The sequence below is a fragment of the Streptomyces sp. NPDC051136 genome, assembly GCF_044455745.1.
Lineage (GTDB): Bacteria > Actinomycetota > Actinomycetes > Streptomycetales > Streptomycetaceae > Streptomyces.
On sequence record NZ_JBITFE010000001.1, the window covers coordinates 36,499 to 53,949 of the forward strand.

Consider the following 17,451-nt stretch of genomic DNA (forward strand, 5'->3'; position numbering starts at 1 on the left):
CGAGTCGATGTCCAACGAAGACAAACTTGTCGACTATCTCAAGCGGGTGACGTCCGACCTCCAGGAGACCCGCAGGCGGCTGGCCGAGCGGGAGGCGGCCGACGAGGAGCCCGTCGCCATCGTGGGCATGGCCTGCCGCTACCCCGGTGACGTCGCCTCGCCTGCCGACCTGTGGAACCTGGTCGCCCAGGAGACCGACGCGGTCACGGAACTGCCCCACGACCGCGGCTGGGACATCGAGAGGATCAAGGAGAAGAGCTACTCGGTCGAGGCCGGCTTCGTGCACACCGCCCCCCTGTTCGACCCGGGGTTCTTCGGCATCTCCCCGCGAGAGGCCGTGGCGATGGACCCGCAGCAGCGGCTGCTGCTGGAGGTCTCCTGGGAGCTGTTCGAGCACGCGCGACTGGACGTCACCACCCTCAAGGGCAGCCGGACCGGTGTCTTCGTGGGCATCGTCGAGGAGAGCTACCTCGGGCTCAACGCCCCCGAGGAGTTCGAGGGCTACCTCATGACCAGCAAGCTCAGCAGCGTGGCCTCGGGCCGGATCTCCTACACGTACGGCTTCGAGGGGCCCGCGGTGTCGCTCGACACGGCGTGTTCCTCGTCCCTCGTCGCGATGCACTCGGCGATCCGGTCGCTGCGGTCCGGCGAGTCCACCCTGGCCGTCGCCGGAGGGGTGACGGTGAGCTGCGACCCCGGCGGCCTCATCGACTTCGCCCGGCAGCGCGGACTCGCCGCCGACGGGCGGTGCAAGTCGTTCGCGGCCGCCGCCGACGGCACCGCCTGGTCGGAGGGTGCGGGTCTGGTGCTGCTGGAGCGGTTGTCGGACGCGCGGCGTCTGGGGCACCGGGTGCTGGCGGTGGTGCGGGGGTCGGCGGTGAACCAGGACGGTGCGTCGAACGGTCTGACGGCTCCGAACGGTCCTTCGCAGGAGCGGGTGATCCGGGAGGCGTTGGGCAGTGCGGGGTTGTCGTACGCGGATGTGGACGCGGTGGAGGCGCACGGGACGGGGACGCGGCTGGGCGACCCGATCGAGGCGCAGGCGCTGCTGGCGACGTACGGGCAGCAGCGCCGGGACGGGCGTCCGCTGTACCTGGGTTCGCTGAAGTCGAACATCGGACACAGCGTCGCCGCCGCCGGAGTCGGCGGTGTGATCAAGATGGTCGAGGCGATGCGGCGCGGAGTGCTGCCGAAGACGCTGCACGTGGACGCGCCCACCCCGGAGGTCGACTGGGACTCGGGCGCGGTGGAACTGCTCACCGAGGCCAGGCCCTGGCCGGAGACGGGGGCGCCGCGCCGGGCCGCCGTCTCGTCCTTCGGCGTGAGCGGGACGAACGCGCACCTGGTGCTGGAGCAGGTTCCCGAGGAGACCGCCGCACAGGCGGAGCCGGACCCCGCGACCGTACCGCCGGCGGTGCCGTGGGTGGTGTCGGGGCGTTCGGCGGACGGCCTGCGGGGCCAGGCGGCGCGGCTGCTGACGGCCGTGGCGGACGACGCAGGGCCGCACCCCCGGGACGTGGCCTGGTCCCTGGTGTCGACCCGCGCGGCCTTCGAGGAGCGCGCGGTCGTCACCGGCGGCTCCCGCGAGGACCTGGTGGCCGGCCTCGGGGCGCTGTCCCGCGGCGAGTCCGCACCGGGAGTCGTGAAGGGCACCGCCTCGGCCGCCGCGGGCCGTGCGGTGTTCGTGCTGCCCGGACAGGGCACGCAGTGGGCGGGCATGGCGGTGGAACTGCTGGACTCGTCGGCGGTGTTCGCCGAACGCATGGGCGCGTGCGGCCGGGAGCTCGCCGGGTTCGTGGACTGGGACCTGGAGGACGTGCTCCGCCGGACCCCGGGCGCGCCGAGGCTGGACCGCGTCGACGTGGTGCAACCGGTGTCCTGGGCGGTCATGGTGTCGCTGGCCGAGCTGTGGCGCTCCCACGGCGTGGAACCGGCCGCGGTGGTCGGCCACTCCCAGGGCGAGATCGCGGCCGCGTGCGTGGCCGGCGCGCTGTCCCTCACGGACGGGGCCCGCGTGGCGGCGCTGCGGTCGCAGGCGATCGCGGCCGGTCTGGCCGGCGGGGGTGGGATGGTGTCCGTGGCCCGGGCTGCGGCGGACGTCGAGGCCCGGCTGGCGCGCTACCCGGGCCGACTGGAGCTCGCCGCCCTGAACGGCCCCGCCTCCGTCGTGGTGGCGGGCGACCCGGACGCGCTGGACGAGTTCCTCGCCGAGTGCGAGGCCGAGGGCGTACGGGCCCGGCGGATCGCGGTGGACTACGCCTCGCACACCCGGCACGTGGAGCGGATCGAGGACGAACTGTCGAGCGTCCTCGCCGGTCTGCGGCCGAGGGCCTGCGACGTGCCGCTCTTCTCGACGACGACCGGGGAGTGGCTGGACACCTCCACGATGGACGCCGGGTACTGGTACCGGAACCTGCGCCGGACGGTGCGCTTCCAGCCCGCCGTCGAGTCGCTGGCCGCAGCGGGCTTCGGGACGTTCATCGAGGTCAGCGCGCATCCCGTGCTGTCCACCAGTATCCAGGAGACGCTGGAGGGCGTCACCCGGCCGCAGGTCCCGGTGGTCGTGGCGGGCACCCTGCGCCGGGACGAGGGCGGCCTCCGCCGGTTCCTGACCTCGCTGGCCGAGGTCTGGGTGCAGGGCGTGGACGTCGACTGGGCCGGCGCCCTCGGCGGCCCGGGCTCCCGCCGGGTGGACCTGCCGACCTACGCCTTCCAGCGCAAGCGGTACTGGCTCGACGAGCAGGCGGTGACGGGGGACGCGGCGACCCTCGGGCTCACCGGCGCCGGGCACGCGCTCCTCGGTGCGGCGGTGCCGGTGGCGGACGGCGACGAGGTCCTGCTCACCGGGCGGATCTCCCGGCTCACCCACCCCTGGATCGCCGGTCACGGCACCCCCGGCTTCGATGTCGTGCCGTCCTCGGTCTTCGTCGAACTCGCCGTCCGGGCGGGCGACGAGACGGGCTGCACCCTGCTGGAGGAACTCACCCTCGCCACCCCGCTGGTGCTGCCCGGGACGGGCGGGCTCCAGATACAGGTACGGGTCGGCGCCCGTGACGACGCCGGCCGCCGCACCGTCACCGTCTCGGCGCGCACCGACGCCCCGGACACGCTCTGGACGGTCCACGCGTCGGGCCTCCTGAGGGACCTCCCCACGGCCGACGGGACGGGCATCCCGGAATGGCCGCCGCCCGGCGCCGAGGAGATCACCCTGGGTGCCGGCTCCACCGGCCCGGCCCCGGCCGGACCGGCGGACAGCACGGCACCCGCGGGCCCCACCTCGGCCTGGCGCCTGGGCGAGAGCCTGTTCGCGGAGGTGTGCCTGCCCGAGCGCCTGCAAGCCGGCTGCCCGTACTTCGGACTGCACCCGGCGCTGCTGGAGATGGCCGCCCGGGTCGTCGAGCTCGCCGACGGGTCCGGCGGCGCCCACTCGCCGATCGCCGACTGGCGGGGGGTGCGTCTGCACGCCACCGGGGCCGCCGCCCTGCGCGTCCGGATCGACCGGGTCGCGGACGGCTACACCCTGCTGGTGGCGGACCGTGCGGGGCACCCGGTGCTCGGCGCCGAGCGGGTCACGCCGCGCGCGGTGACCACGCGGACGCTCGGCACGGCGCTCAAGCACGGCTACGACGCGCTGTTCGAGACGGTCTGGAACCCGCTGGGCGGCAGCCCGGACGACACGGGCACCGCGCGCTGGGGCGTCCTCGGCGACAGCCGGGGCCTCACCGTGCCCGGCGCCCGCCCCTTCGACGACGTACGCGCCGTCGTGAGCGCCGCAGAGCCGGTGGACGCCCTGCTGCTCGACCTCACCGGATCACCGCAGCCGGGGTCCGGGGCGCACGTCCCCGGCGCGGTGCGGGCGGCGGCGCACCAAATGCTGGCGCTGCTTCAGGAATGGCTGGCGCAGGAGGGGCTCGCCGCCCGGCTCGTCGTGGCGACCCGGGGCGCGATGAGCCCGCTGGGGGAGGGGACTACGGACCCGGGGGCCGCCGCGCTGTGGGGGCTGCTGCGCTCGGCGCAGTCGGAGGCACCGGGCCGGATCGCGCTGGTGGACCTCGACGACGACCCGCGTTCCGCGGCCGCGCTGCCGGCCGCCTTCGCGTCGCGGGAGCCGCAGACCGCGATCAGAGAGGGCCGGATCCTCGTCCCGGGGCTGCGCCGGGTCGCTCCGCCGGCCACCGCGCCCGACCCGGGAACGGCGCCCGACCCGGGCACCGACCGCAACCGGTGGCGGCCCGACGGAACGGTCCTGATCACCGGCGGTACCGGCTCCCTGGGTGCCCTGTTCGCCCGTCGGCTCGTCGCCGAGCACGGGGTGGCGCGGCTGCTGCTGGTGAGCCGGCGCGGACCGGACGCGCCCGGGGCGCGGGAGCTGCGCCGGGAACTGACCGCGCTGGGCGCCGAGGTGGACATCGCCGCGTGCGACATCGCCGACCGGCGGGCGCTGGCCGAGCTGCTGGCCGCCGTGCCCGCGGACCGGCCGCTGACCGGGGTCCTGCACACGGCCGGTGTCCTGGACGACGGGCTGCTCCCGGACCAGACGCCCGAGCGGCTCGACACCGTGATGCGTCCCAAGGTCGACGCCGCGTGGCACCTGCACGACCTCACCCGCCACCTCGACCTGACGGCGTTCGTCCTCTTCTCCTCCGTCGCCGGCGTGATCGGCGGCGCCGGACAGTCCAACTACGCGGCGGCCAACGTCTTCCTCGACGCCCTGGCCGAACACCGCGCCGCCGCGGGACTCGCCGCGACCTCCGTGGCCTGGGGCGTGTGGACCCAGGACAGCGGCATGACCGGCCACTTGGACGAGGCGGACCTCAACCGCATCGCCCGAGGCGGTTTCCGGCCCATCGGGCAGGAGCAGGGCCAGGCCATGCTCGACATCGCACTGCGGCTGGGCACACCGGCCCTGGTGGGCATGCCGCTCGACGCGGCGACCCTGCGCGAACGGCCGACACAGGTACCCGCCGTGCTGCGGGGACTGCTGCGCACACCGGTGCGCCGCGCGGCCCAGAACGTCGACAACGGCTTCGACGACCCCCTCGGGCGGCTGACGGTGCTCGAAGAGAAGGAACAACTGCGCCGGGTGCTCGACGTGGTCCTGGCCGAGACCGCCACCGTGCTCGGGCACACGGGCGTCGACGGCATCCGGCCGAAGCAGCGGTTCACGGAGCTGGGCTTCGACTCCCTCACCTCGGTGGAGCTGCGTAACCAGCTGATCGCCACCACCGGCTGCCGGCTCCCGGCCACGGTGGTCTTCGACCGGCCGACACCGGAGGAACTCGCGGCCTTCCTGCGCAACGTCCTGCTGGAGCGGCTGGGGGAGCAGGTCGTCGCCGCGCACGACGAGGTCGACTTCGCGGCCGAGATCGAGCTGCCCGCCGACATCGTCCCCGCGTCGGAGGTGTCATACGAGGTCACGGACCCGCAGGAGGTGCTGCTGACGGGCGCCACCGGCTTTCTCGGCGCCTTCCTGCTCCGCGACCTGATGCGCGCGGGCCACGGCAGGGTGCACTGCCTCGTCCGCGGCGCCGACGAGCAGGCGGCGCGGGAGCGGCTGAGGACGAGCCTGGAGTGGTTCCAGGTGTGGGACGAGATCGACCCCGCGCGCCTGTGCGTGGTCGTGGGCGACCTCGCAGCGCCGCGCCTGGGCCTGGGCGAGGAGGTCTTCGACACCCTGGCCAGGCGCGTGGACGCCGTCTACCACGCCGGTGCCACCGTCAACTGGCTCTATCCCTACGCCGAGTTGAAGGCGGCCAACGTGTCCGGCACCGTCGAGGTGCTGCGACTGGCCGCACGCCACCGCTCGGTGCCCGTCCACTACGTGTCCACGACCGGCGTCTTCGCGGGCGGCGAACCCGGCGGCGCACCCCGCTCCCCCCAGGACCCCACCGCGCCCGTCGAGTCGCAGCCCACCGGTTACGTGCAGAGCAAGTGGGTGGCGGAGCGGATCGCGGGCCTCGCCGTGGAACGAGGGCTGCCCGTCACCGTCCACCGGGCGGACGTCATCTCGGGCGACCGGGTCCGGGGCGCCTGCCAGACCAGCGACTTCGTGTGGCTCAGTCTCAAGGGCCTGGTCCAGGCGGGCGCGGCCCCCGAAGGCCTCGGTGGGAGCGTGCACTTCGTGCCGGTCGACTACGTGAGCGCGGCCGTCGTGGCCCTTTCCCGCAAGAAGGAGGCGGCCGGCCAGACCTTCCACCTCTTCAACCAGAGCGGGGTGACCTTCCGCGGGTGCGTGGAGTACCTGCGGGAGTACGGCTACCCGATCGACGAGGTGGACCAGGCCGCCTGGCGCGCGCGGGTGCGGGCGGACCGCGACAACGCCATGCTGCCGCTCTTCGACGCGTTCGAGGCGATCGCCCTGGCCGGCGGCGACACCGCGGCGGGCATCGACACGGCCTCCACCGAAGCGGCCCTGGTCGGCACCGGCGTCGAGTGCCCGCCGCTCACCGAGGAACTCTTCCGCAAGTACGTCGACTTCTTCGTGCGTGTGGGCCATTTCCCGGCACCCGGGCGGAGTTGAGCCCCGGCGGCGGTCCGGACGGCGCCGGCCGGGCCGCCGCTACGACGCCCGCGGTGGGTCGTACTCCAGATGGTGCATGGCACACAGCTCCCGCAGGTTCTCCTCGAAGACCGGCTCCAGGTCCGAGTAGGCGAAGTCCAGTTGATGGAGGACCTCCATGCACAACAGGCCGTAGAGCCGGATCCAGCCGGTCAGGAACTGGTGCAGCGCCTCGGGCGGGAGCGGACTGTCGACCCGGGCCGCGTACGCGAGGACCTGCCGCTGCAAGGAGGGGTCCAGGTCCTTGAACGGCCGTACCGGGGTGGGGTGGCGCTTCCATATGTCGACGAACTGGTCGAGGAAGACCTTCTCGAACTGCCGCCCGGCGCGCAGCCGCGGCGACTCGGCGTCGGTGTCCGGCACAGCGACGACCGGACTGGCGAACATCCAGCTGAACTCGCCGGGATGCCGGATCGCCCAGTCCCGCATCGAGCGGCAGGTGGCGGTGAGCCGTCTGCCGGGCTGCTCGGGCGGGCAGGCGTCCCGCGCCGCGTGCATCGTCGTCGTCAACTCCTGGTAGAAGTCCGCGATCACTGCTTCGACCAGCGCGTCATGGCTGGGGTAGTAGCGGTACACGGCGGGGCCGCTCATGCCCATCTCGCGGGCGACGGCATTGACCGTGACACCCGTCGGTCCGTGCTCGTGCAGGAGTTGGCGGGCCGTGCTGCGGATCTCCAGCAGGGTGGCTTGCCGCCGCTTCTGCACGCGGCTTGACGTCTGCTGCGGCATCTTCTGTCCTCACTTCCGGTCGTTGACATGATAGGCAAGCTATGATTGGTTAGTGGCAGTAACCTAAGTCACGGCGACAAACATTAATGAGTAATCGACGCATAGTCCACCGTCGCGGTGCGCAAAGGCCGGGTGCAAGAGACTGAGCGGCTGATCGACGCGCCGGGGAGAAGGAGTCCTCATGTCGGACGGAACGGTGAAGCCCGCGCGGCGCCCGTCACTCAATCCCCTCGAACACATCTTCGCCAAGCAGCGGACGGAGGGGGTGATCACCGAGACGGGACTGGTGACCCCGACGATGAAGAGCATCAGGATCGCCGCCGACGGCCTGAAGGGGACGGCCGTTCCACCGGGTCGGCACCTCCGGATCCAGATCAACGACCCCCTGTCGCTGTACGGGATCCTGCGTCCGGGCGAGACCCTGCGCACCTACTCGGTCTGGGACCGGTCGGCCGACGGGCGAGAGGTGGAGATCCGGGCGCATCTCTACGACGGCGAGGGTATCGGACTGCGCTGGGTCCGCGACGTGGCGGCCGGTCAAGAGGTGTCGTTCTGGGGCCCGTTGGGTGACTTCGACCTCCGGACGGATGCTCCGTACCATGTGTTCGTCGGCGAGGAGACCGCGTCCGCCGCGTTCGGTCCCATGATCAGGGCCCTCGGACCCGAGGCGCGGGTGTACGGGGTGCTGGAGAGCGAGTCCCCCGAGGACGAGGTGCCCGTGCCCGGACCGCACGTGCTGAGGCGCGCGCACCGCAAGGGCGCGTCCGCCGTCTCCTCGAAGGCACTGCTCGGCGCGGTGTCGGACCTGGACCTCCCGCAAGAGGCCGGCATGGCGTACGTGGCGGGCGAGGCGCGTACGTGCCAGGCGGTCCGGGACCACCTCGTCCATGTGCGCAAGTGGCCCCGCACGCAGATCAAGGTCAAGCCGTTCTGGACACCCGGGAAGAAGGGGTTGCACCACTGAGCCGGAGGACAGGGTCCGTGGACGGTGCCCGGCCCCTCCTCGACGCGTGGGGGAGCGGCGGTCAGGGGGTGCAGTCGGCGAGACCGGGGAGGGGCCGGTTCGCCGGTGCGGCCGCGGGATCGGCCGGCGTCCGCCAGGGCGCCACCGGCGGATCGACGGACAGGGTGGTGAACTGGGGCGTCCCGCCGCCCCAGCCCGGGCACCGGTCGAAGAGCTGGGGCCGCGCCGCGGCCACGATGAACAACGGCACCTGGGTCATCTCACTGCTCATCCTGCCGACGAAGTCCAGCACGGTGTTGTCCGCGTCGTGCAGGTCGTCGAGGAACATGACCAGCGGGCATTCCCGCGCGACCCTTTCCAGGAGGTTCTCGCCGGACGCCAGTGACCGCGTCAGATCGAACTCCAGCGTCTCGTTCCCGTACGGATCGAAGAGCGGGCTCTTGCGCAGCTGGAACGGCTGAGCCGCACCGGCCGGCCGCGGGACCCGCTGCGGGCCGGAGGGCACCAGGAACCACGTGGCGACCGGCTGCCCCATCGTGCGGCGCTCGAACTCCTTGAGCAGCCTGCTCTTTCCCGTGCCGGGTTCTCCGACGATCGTGACGACGTGTGGTGTCTCGCGGCGCCGGACGCGCTCCAGCATCCCGCGCAGGACGCCGAGTTCGATCTCGCTGTCCATCACACCCGCCGACGGCAGCGGTCGCTCGGTGCCGGCGTGCGCCTGGTTCACCTTCCACGCCTGCGGTGAGTCGCCGACGGAGACGAAGCAGTGTTCCGACGCGGTCAGCTGCCGGGTGTTCCCGCAGACCAGCACCTCCCCCGCCGAGGCCTGGGACAGCAGGGCCTGGCACTCGTCGAGCAGCGCACCGTCCGCCGACCGGACGCCGCCCGCGCTCTCGTAGCGCAGCAGTGCCTCGCCCGTGGACACCGCGGCGTACACCGCCGCCTCCCCGGCGCGCCGGGCGGAGCGGTCGAAGGGCGTGACCGTGGGAGCGGTGTGGAACTCGTTGCGGACGGCCAGGGCCGCGCGCACGGCCCGTTCCGCATGGCGGTCGCCGTCGTGCCCGGGGCCGAACACGGCGAGCTGGGTGGCGCCTATCGAGCTGATCACCGATCCCCCCAGGTCGTCCACCAGGTCCCGGATGCGGCCCGTCAGGCGGTCGTGCAGTTCGTCGGTGCCCGTCGCACGCCTGCTCCCCGCGGGCGACCGCAGCCCGGTCCTGATCAACAGGACACTCACCGGGCGGCGTTGGCTGGCCGAGGCGGTGCGCTGGGCCGGTGCCCGTACCCGGGTCGTGAGCGCGTGCAGGTCGGGGGAGAGGCCCTTGCCGTGCTCCACCGGCTCCTGGACCGAGGGCTCGCGGACCCACGCGGGCTCCGGGGGCGCGGTCGCCCAGGGCTGCCGCGCGGACCGTACGGGCGTCGGTGCCTCCGTGGGCCCCGCACCCGTCCGTACCAGCTTCAGCACCGGTGACGGGACCTCGGGCGGTGACAGTGCGGCGTCCTGGGTCAGGATCGCCTGCTGGAGCGACTTCAGCTCGCGCCGCGGCTCCAGGCCGAGGTCCTCGATCAGGGACGCGCGCACGCGGGTGTAGACGTTCAGCGCGTCCGCCTGCCGGCCGCACCGGTACAGGGCCAGCATCAACTGCCCGCACAGCCGCTCGCGAAGGGGCTGTGCGTCGACCATCGACTCCAGTGCGCCGAGCGCGGACTGGTGCCTTCCGCAGCGCAGTTCGGCCTCGAACCAGTCCTCCATCGCGTCCAGGCGGGCGCTCTCCGCCGCCTCGATCTCCGGCCAGTTGATCCCGCTCTCGACGAGGTCGGACATGGCCGGTCCCTGCCACAGCGACAGCGCGTCGTGCAGGACGGCCGCGGCCTGGGCCGGGGAGCCGGACTCCAGGGCGGTCCGCCCCTCCCGTATCCGGCGGTGGAAGAGGTGCAGGTCGACCTGGTCGCGTTCCACCTGCATGACGTAGCCGGGAGCCTTGGTGAGCAGCAGCCCGCTGCGGCTGTCGGTGCCGCGCGCCGAGAGGGAACCGCGAAGGCCCCACACCGCGTTCTGAAGGATCTTGCGTGCCGTGGTGGGCGGTGTTCCCTCCGGCCACAGGGCGCTGAGGAGTTCCCGGGTCGAGACCACACGGTTGGCGTTCAGGAGCAGGTAGCCGAGTGTGGCGCGCTGTTTCGTCCCGCCCAGGGCGAGGGGCCGATTGCCGTCGAGGACTTCCAATGGTCCGAGAATTCGAAACCACATGACTGCTCCTCAATTGACTGAATCAGGATCAGCAGGTTGGTGTCGGTGGAGAATTCAATTGAGCGTGTCGATCTTCTCCCGGGCGCCACGGCAGGCCGAAGAAGCGCGTTCGGGATGTCAGAGCCGGGCTGGTGCCGGGCGCGGAGAGGGCCGCCCTCGCGAACGGGCGGAGCCGGTGGGGGCTAGAGGGCGGAATTACCGTTTCCGCAGGATGTTCCCCGTAGGCTCCCGGCGCCGTGGAAGCGCGGAGCGGACCGCGGGCAGCCGAATGGCCCTGAGAAGATCCGTGAGCAGGCCTGATCCATCGCGGTGTCCCCCTGTGTGTGTCACCCGCTGACGCCCGAAGGCGCGAGCGGACCCCGTGTGTGACGTTGCCGGCCCCCCGGAGTGGTCGGTCCGGGCGAGCTGGTAGGGCAACCCTAACCACCGTGATGCCCTAAAACAAGTGTTACTGACAATGCTGGTAGGGCCGTTACGCACGCTCCGTACAGGGCTCGCCCGCTTCCTCGTCGAGGTGGAGAAGGAGTACTACGTCATTTCCGTGAGGCGTGGCTGATGCACCTCGACGAGCCGTCCGCGGTGGGCCGCCGGCCGTCGGAACCGGCGGATCTCCGCGCTCCGGACACGCGGACCGCGGCGACGGGCCGGTGCCGCCTGCGGTGCCCGTTCTCATCGTCCTCTCTCCGGTCGCACTCTTCGTGGCAACTGCCCGTTCAAGACGGGCAGTCGATGAGTTCTGGCTGAATACCGAATGATCGGGCCGGGATAGCCTCCGCAGGGTCAGGCCGCGTCCGGCCCAGGGCTCCCGTGTGTACGCGTCGCCCGGGGAGCGGGTGGGACGCGGCGGTCCAGGGCCCGGCCCGGTGCGTACGGAGCGCCGCGGTCCCGTCGTGCCGCCGGAGCCCGCACTTCGTCGTCAACCCCTTAACAACGGGAGCAGTCATGACGTCCACGGATGCCAAGAGCGTCGTCCTCGCCTATCTCAAAGCCATCGACGAGCGGGACGCCGAGGCCATTCAGGCCACCCTCTGGGAGGACGCGGAGTTCCGTGTCCCCGGCACGCACGCGCTGGCCGGGAGCTGGGTCGGCATGGACGAGATACTCAACAAGTTCATGCTGCCGCTGATGGAGCTGTTCTCCACCGAGGTGCCGTACACCATCGAGATCTCGCAGGTCGTGGCCGAGGGCGACACGGTCGTGCTCGACTGCGTGGCGCGAGCCGCGTCCCGTTCCGGCCTGCCCTACGAGGCGAACATCGTCTCGGTGTTCACCGTCCGGGACGGGCGGATCAAGGCCATGCGCGAGTTCTTCGACACCCAGTACTTCGTCCGGACCCTGTTCGGCAGCGACTGAACGGGCCCCGCTCGGGGCGGGGCCACCACCCGGTGACCCCGCCCGCCCGGCCCCGGTGACCGGGGAGGGCTAGGTGTGCGCGCGGGGGCACCCGGCCGTGCCATGATCGGCGCCGTACGCAAGTGCGGCCGCGGGCGGCGGAAGGGTGCGGGACGTGAGGCTGACGATGCTGGGCGGCGGCGGGTTCCGGGTGCCGCTCGTGTACGGGGCGCTCCTCGGGGACCGCGCCGAGGGGCGCGTGACCGACGTCGTCCTGCACGACCTGGACCCGGCCCGGCTGACCGCGGTGACCCGGGTGCTCGCGGAGCAGGCGGCCGGGGTGCCCGACGCGCCGACGGTCACCGCCACGACCGACCTCGACGAGGCGCTGCGCGGCGCCGACTTCGTGTTCTCCGCGATCCGCGTCGGCGGCCTCCAGGGACGCGCCGACGACGAACGGGTGGCGCTCGCCGAGGGCGTCCTCGGCCAGGAGACGGTCGGTGCGGGCGGCATCGCGTACGGACTGCGGACCGTCCCGGTCGCCGTCGACATCGCCCGCCGGGTGGCCCGGCTGGCGCCGGACGCCTGGGTCATCAACTTCACCAACCCGGCGGGACTGGTCACCGAGGCCATGTCCCGGCACCTCGGCGACCGGGTCATCGGCATCTGCGACTCACCGGTGGGCCTCGGTCGGCGGGTGGCCCGGGTGCTGGGCGCCGACCCGGACCGCGCCTTCGTCGACTACGTCGGCCTCAACCACCTCGGCTGGCTGCGCGGCCTGCGCGTCGACGGACGCGACGAGCTGCCCCGGCTGCTCGCCGACCCGGAGCTGCTCGGCTCCTTCGAGGAGGGCCGGCTCTTCGGCCCCGAGTGGCTGCGCTCCCTCGGCGCGATCCCCAACGAGTACCTGCACTACTACTACTTCAACCGGGAGACCGTCCGCGCCTACCGGGAGGCCGACCGCACCCGCGGCGCGTTCCTGCGCGACCAGCAGGACCGCTTCTACGACGCGATGCGCCGACCCGGCACTCCGGCCCTGGCGACCTGGGACCGCACCCGCGCCGAACGCGAGGCCACCTACATGGCCGAGAACCGCGAGACGGCGGGCGCGGGCGAGCGCGAGGCCGAGGACCTGTCCGGCGGCTACGAGAAGGTGGCGCTGGCACTGATGCGCGCCGTCGCCCGTGACGAACGCGCCACCCTCGTCCTCAACGTCCGCAACCGCGGCACGCTGTCCGTCCTCGACCGCGACGCGGTGATCGAGGTCCCCTGCCTGGTCGACGCCAACGGCGCCCACCCGATGGCCGTCGACCCGCTGCCGGACCACGCCACCGGCCTGGTCTGCGCGGTCAAGACCGTGGAGCGCGAGATCCTGACGGCGGCCGGGACCGGCTCCCGCGCGGCCGCGGTGCGGGCCTTCGCCCTGCACCCCCTGGTCGACTCGGTCGGGGTGGCCGAGCGCCTCGTCGACGGCTACCGGGCGGTGCACCCGGGTCTGGCGTACCTCAGCTGAGTCCCGCCGGCGCCGACGACGCCGGTGCCGGTGCAGGGGCCGGTGGCGCTGCCGGGGCGGGTGCCGGTGCGGCCGCCGGGGCCGGCACGACGGGCGGCGCGGACAGGTCGGCGCGCTGGTGCGGCAGGGACACGGGGCGCAGGGGGCGAGGCCCGGACACCACCGCGTAGTCCTGGCCCAGGAACGGCGGCTCCAGCTCGCCCGGGTCGTCGCCGAGGGCCAGCCGGAGCGCCGCCCACGGCACGTTGACGCCGCACAGTGCCAGCTGGTGCAGCCCGCCGGCCGGGCGGGTGTTGACGTCCATCAGGACGGGCCGGTCGCCGTACATCCGGAACTGCACGTTGGACAGGTGGTGCAGTCCGAACTCCTCGGCGATCCGTCGCGCCGGGGCAAGCCACCGCTCGTGCAGGGTGAAGCCGCGACGGCGGCCGTTCTTGGTGCGCCCCACCGCCAGCCGGACCCGGTCGTCGGGGCCCGTGAGGCAGTCCACCGAGACCTCCGGCTGCTCCAGGCGCGGCATCACCAGCCAGTCCACGGGCTCCTCGGCCGCCCGCAGCGCCTCCACGACCAGGGGAAGCGGCACGGACGGGCTCGGGAAGCCGGTCAGGTGCGCAAGTGAGAAGGAGTCCCGGGTGACCATCCGGAAGCCCACACCACCGGCGCCGGACGCCGGTTTGAAGCACGCCCGGTGGCCGCCCGCCTCCAGCTCCTCCACCGCGAGGACGAGCTCGTCGGCCGTACGCACCCGCCAGTACGGCGGCACCGGAACGCCGACCGTCCGGACCGCCTCGTAGGCGACCACCTTGTCCTCGAACAGGGCCACGGCCCGCGCCGACGGCGCGAGCAGCGCCGTCCCGGCCGCCTCGAACTCGGCGCGGTGCGCCACGACGGCCGACTGGTGCAGCCGGGGCACGAACACGTCGATGCCGCGCCGCGCGCACTGGTCCAGCGCGTACTCGACGTACCCGGCCGGGGACAGGCCCTCCGGCTCCAGGTCGGCGGTGTCCGCGGCGGCCAGCACGGGGGAGTCCGGGTCGCCGTGGGTGGCATGGATCTCGACGGCCCGGTCGGCGGGATTTCTGCGCAGCTGATCCATGAAGAAGACGTTCTCCGCGTACGTGCGGTTGAGCCAGACGCGTACGGGAGAAGCCATGCGAGCCGCCTTCCAGGGTTCGCGGGCAGGGCGAAGCGGGCCGTGCCCGGCCAGGGGTGGGGAGGGTCACCGAGCCGCTCTGCGCGAAGAAGGGGGCGTGGCGGTGGTGTTGGGGCGATCATAGGGGTACGCCCGGCCCCGAGCACAACGCGCGTCACACGGATGCGCCGGCCGGCCGCGCGCCGGTCCTCGGGACCCGCCCGGGCGGTGGCACCGGGCCGCCTTGTGACCGGCGTGGTGATGTGATCTCGTGGCGTCGAACGCATGTCTGGGAGGGGGAAGGGATGACGTCGAGGCGCGGTGTTCCGGGGCAGCTGTGGGCCATCAGCGATCTGCACATCGGCTACGAGGAGAACCGGGCCCTGGTCGAGGAGATGCGCCCCGAGTCCGGTGACGACTGGCTCCTGGTGGCCGGGGACGTGGCCGAGACGGTCGCCGACATCCGCTGGGCACTCGCCACGCTGGCGAAGCGCTTCCGCCGGGTCGTCTGGGTCCCGGGCAACCACGAACTGTGGACGCACCCCAAGGACCCGGTCACCCTGCGCGGCGTCGCCCGCTACGAGCACCTCGTCGAGATGTGCCGCGAGCTGGGCGTGACCACTCCCGAGGACCCGTACCCGGTGTGGGAGGGCGCGGGCGGCCCGGCCGTCGTCGCGCCGCTCTTCCTGCTCTACGACTACTCGTTCCTGCCCCAGGGGTGCGCGACCAAGGCCGAGGGGCTGGAGTACGCCCAGGGCACCGGCGTGGTGTGCAGCGACGAGTACCTGCTGCACCCCGACCCGTATCCCAGCCGGGAGGCCTGGTGCCGGGCCCGGGTCGCCGAGACCGAGCGCAGGCTCGCCGGGACACCCGCGGACCTGCCGGTGATCCCCGTCAACCACTATCCGCTGGACCGGCACCCCACCGACGTCCTGTGGTACCCCGAGTTCGCCATGTGGTGCGGCACCTCCCTGACGGCCGACTGGCACCGCAGGTTCCGGGTCGACACCATGGTCTACGGACATCTGCACATTCCCCGCACCACCTGGCACGAGGGGGTCCGCTTCGAGGAGGTGTCGGTGGGCTACCCCCGCGAGTGGCGCAAGCGGCCCGGGCCGCCGGGACGGCTGCGCCGTATCCTGCCGTTCACGTCGGCGTCCCCGTCCCCGTCGCGCCAGGAGGCGACCCGTTGATCGAGGAACTGCTGCCCGACACCGTCGTGTCCGTGGAGGCGTTCGGCCACGACGACGCCGGGCACCTGCCGCTGTACCCGGAGGAGGAGGCGATCGTCGCGCGCGCGGTCGCCAAGCGGCGCCGGGAGTTCACCGTCGTACGGTCCTGCGCCCGCCGGGCCATGGAGAAGCTCGGCGTGCCCCCGCAGGCCGTGCTCACCGGCGAACGCGGCGCCCCGCGCTGGCCGGACGGTCTCACCGGCAGCATGACCCACTGCGACGCCTACTGCGCCGCCGCCCTGGTCCGGCTGACCGACCTGGCCTCGCTCGGCATCGACGCCGAACCCGACGGGCCGCTCCCCGACGGTGTCCTGGAGAGCATCGCCCTGCCCGCCGAGACGGCGCGCCTGCGCGGGCTGGACGAGGCGCGGCCCGGCCTGCACTGGGACCGGCTGCTGTTCAGCGCCAAGGAGTCGGTCTACAAGGCGTGGTTCCCCCTCACCGGGAAGTGGCTGGACTTCTCGGAGGCGGACATCGAGATCTCCGTCGACCCGGCCGACGCCCGCCGGGGCACCCTGCGCGCCGCCCTCCTGGTGGCGGGACCGACCGTGGGCGGCCGGCGCCTGACCCACTTCGCCGGCCAGTGGTCCGCCCGCAACGGTCTGGTCACCACGGCGATCACGGTCCCGCACACCTGACGGCCCACCAAGCCCCCTCCCGTTCAGGCAGGCGGACACCAGTCGCGCAGCAGCCGGAAGAACGCCTCCTCGTTCCCCGTCAGGCCCGCCGCCTCCAGGGCCTGCTCCGCCTCGGCCAGCACGGAGGGCGGGACGACGGGGGGCCGGGGAGGACCGCCGGGGCCCGCCCCGGTGTCGAAACCGGCCCGCACGGTGTGCAGGAGCCGCAAGTAGGCCTGGACGGCCATGCGTTCGTGATCGGTCAGCACGGCGGTGGTCATCGGTCGGCTCTCCCCACAACGACGTCGGCGGTCACGCGCCCCCGCACGGCGGCGGCACCCTCCCAGCTTGCCGCCCGCCACTGACAATCCCCTCCGGCCGCGCCCGCGCCCCGGCCCCCGCGCACCGATCGGGCCCATCGGCGCGGCCCGGCGCGCCACAGGCTCACTACTCGGGCCGCTGCACGCTCTCCAGGAGCATGTCCAGCCACTCGGCGACCTTGTCGCGGTGCTGGTCGGTGGGCAGTTGCGCGGCCCGCCAGGCGATGCCGCGCACGCCGTGGTCCTGCAGCAGCCGCTCCAGCGGGTCGGACTCGGCGGCCGCCGCCTCCCGCTCCCGGTCGGCCAGCTGCTGCAGCAGTTCCTGCTCGGTGCGCTGGAGGGCGCCCGAAAGCGCCTCGGGATCCTCGGCGGTGAGGAATCCGGCGTGCACCCGGAAGAAGCGCTGGATGGCGTCGCAGTGCTCCATGGTGGGGCGCCGGTCGCCGTTGATGAGCGCACCGGCCTGCTGCCGCGACATCCCGGCGCCGTCGGCTATCTCCTGCTGGGTGTACCTGCGGCCGTTCGGTTTCAGCCGGGTGCGGCGCAGCAGGTCCAGCCGCTGCACGAACCTGGTCTGGACATCGGGTTCGCCGGCCGGCCGGCCGCCGAGCAGCGCCCCGACGACGGGCTCGGGTACCCCGGAGGCGGCGCTCAGCCGGCCCACGTCGAAGACCTCGCCGTGCGCCACGCCGAGCCGGTCCGCGAGCGTGCCGACCCGGGCGACCACGGCGGCCAACGTGGTGGTCGGCAGGGCACCCGGACCTTCGAAGCCACCCGTCACCGACAGCTCTCCTACGTCTCTCAC

General features: G+C 73.1%; 11 protein-coding genes. 6 read left to right on the forward strand and 5 right to left on the reverse strand.

Annotated elements, in window-relative coordinates:
• Window positions 1-7 precede the first annotated feature (7 nt).
• Complete coding sequence (locus tag ACIBCJ_RS00165; protein WP_365981419.1) at window positions 8-6,520, forward strand: thioester reductase domain-containing protein; 6,513 nt, start codon at window positions 8-10, stop codon at window positions 6,518-6,520.
• A 39-nt stretch (window positions 6,521-6,559) separates the two neighbouring features.
• Here ACIBCJ_RS00165 and ACIBCJ_RS00170 read toward each other — a convergent pair whose 3' ends face one another.
• Complete coding sequence (locus tag ACIBCJ_RS00170; protein WP_362091021.1) at window positions 6,560-7,288, reverse strand: TetR/AcrR family transcriptional regulator; 729 nt, start codon at window positions 7,286-7,288, stop codon at window positions 6,560-6,562.
• 181 nt (window positions 7,289-7,469) lie between these two features.
• On the opposite strand from ACIBCJ_RS00170, the gene ACIBCJ_RS00175 reads away from it, so the two are divergent.
• Complete coding sequence (locus tag ACIBCJ_RS00175) at window positions 7,470-8,252, forward strand: siderophore-interacting protein (protein ID WP_362511665.1); 783 nt, start codon at window positions 7,470-7,472, stop codon at window positions 8,250-8,252.
• 61 nt (window positions 8,253-8,313) lie between these two features.
• On the opposite strand, the gene ACIBCJ_RS00180 is transcribed toward ACIBCJ_RS00175, so the two are convergent.
• On the reverse strand, window positions 8,314-10,500 hold the full coding sequence (locus ACIBCJ_RS00180) for a BTAD domain-containing putative transcriptional regulator (RefSeq protein WP_365981420.1): 2,187 nt from the start codon (window positions 10,498-10,500) through the stop codon (window positions 8,314-8,316).
• Window positions 10,501-11,442: 942 nt separating this feature from the next.
• Here ACIBCJ_RS00180 and ACIBCJ_RS00185 point away from each other — a divergent pair.
• Both ACIBCJ_RS00185 and ACIBCJ_RS00190 read left to right on the forward strand, forming a co-directional pair.
• Window positions 11,443-11,853 carry a nuclear transport factor 2 family protein gene (locus ACIBCJ_RS00185; RefSeq protein WP_362091030.1) on the forward strand — a complete coding sequence of 137 codons (411 nt, stop codon included), beginning with the start codon at window positions 11,443-11,445 and terminating at the stop codon, window positions 11,851-11,853.
• A gap of 154 nt (window positions 11,854-12,007) precedes the next feature.
• Window positions 12,008-13,345: a 6-phospho-beta-glucosidase gene (locus ACIBCJ_RS00190; protein ID WP_362511659.1), complete on the forward strand. Its 1,338-nt coding sequence runs from the start codon at window positions 12,008-12,010 to the stop codon at window positions 13,343-13,345.
• On the opposite strand, the gene ACIBCJ_RS00195 is transcribed toward ACIBCJ_RS00190, so the two are convergent.
• Complete coding sequence (locus ACIBCJ_RS00195) at window positions 13,338-14,498, reverse strand: ATP-grasp domain-containing protein (protein ID WP_365981421.1); 1,161 nt, start codon at window positions 14,496-14,498, stop codon at window positions 13,338-13,340. The genes ACIBCJ_RS00190 and ACIBCJ_RS00195 overlap by 8 nt on opposite strands.
• 284 nt (window positions 14,499-14,782) lie before the next feature.
• On the opposite strand from ACIBCJ_RS00195, the gene ACIBCJ_RS00200 reads away from it, so the two are divergent.
• Together ACIBCJ_RS00200 and ACIBCJ_RS00205 are read left to right on the forward strand one after the other, a co-directional pair.
• A complete protein-coding gene (locus ACIBCJ_RS00200; protein WP_362091038.1) occupies window positions 14,783-15,670 on the forward strand; it encodes a metallophosphoesterase in 888 nt (295 codons plus the stop codon).
• Window positions 15,667-16,347, forward strand: coding sequence for a 4'-phosphopantetheinyl transferase superfamily protein (locus tag ACIBCJ_RS00205; RefSeq protein ID WP_362511650.1), 681 nt, complete (start codon window positions 15,667-15,669; stop codon window positions 16,345-16,347). Before ACIBCJ_RS00200 ends, ACIBCJ_RS00205 begins: the two co-directional genes overlap by 4 nt.
• A gap of 23 nt (window positions 16,348-16,370) precedes the next feature.
• Here ACIBCJ_RS00205 and ACIBCJ_RS00210 read toward each other — a convergent pair whose 3' ends face one another.
• Complete coding sequence (locus tag ACIBCJ_RS00210) at window positions 16,371-16,607, reverse strand: hypothetical protein (RefSeq protein ID WP_362091043.1); 237 nt, start codon at window positions 16,605-16,607, stop codon at window positions 16,371-16,373.
• Window positions 16,608-16,773: 166 nt separating this feature from the next.
• Window positions 16,774-17,427, reverse strand: coding sequence for a helix-turn-helix transcriptional regulator (locus ACIBCJ_RS00215; protein ID WP_365981455.1), 654 nt, complete (start codon window positions 17,425-17,427; stop codon window positions 16,774-16,776).
• Window positions 17,428-17,451: the final 24 nt, after the last annotated feature.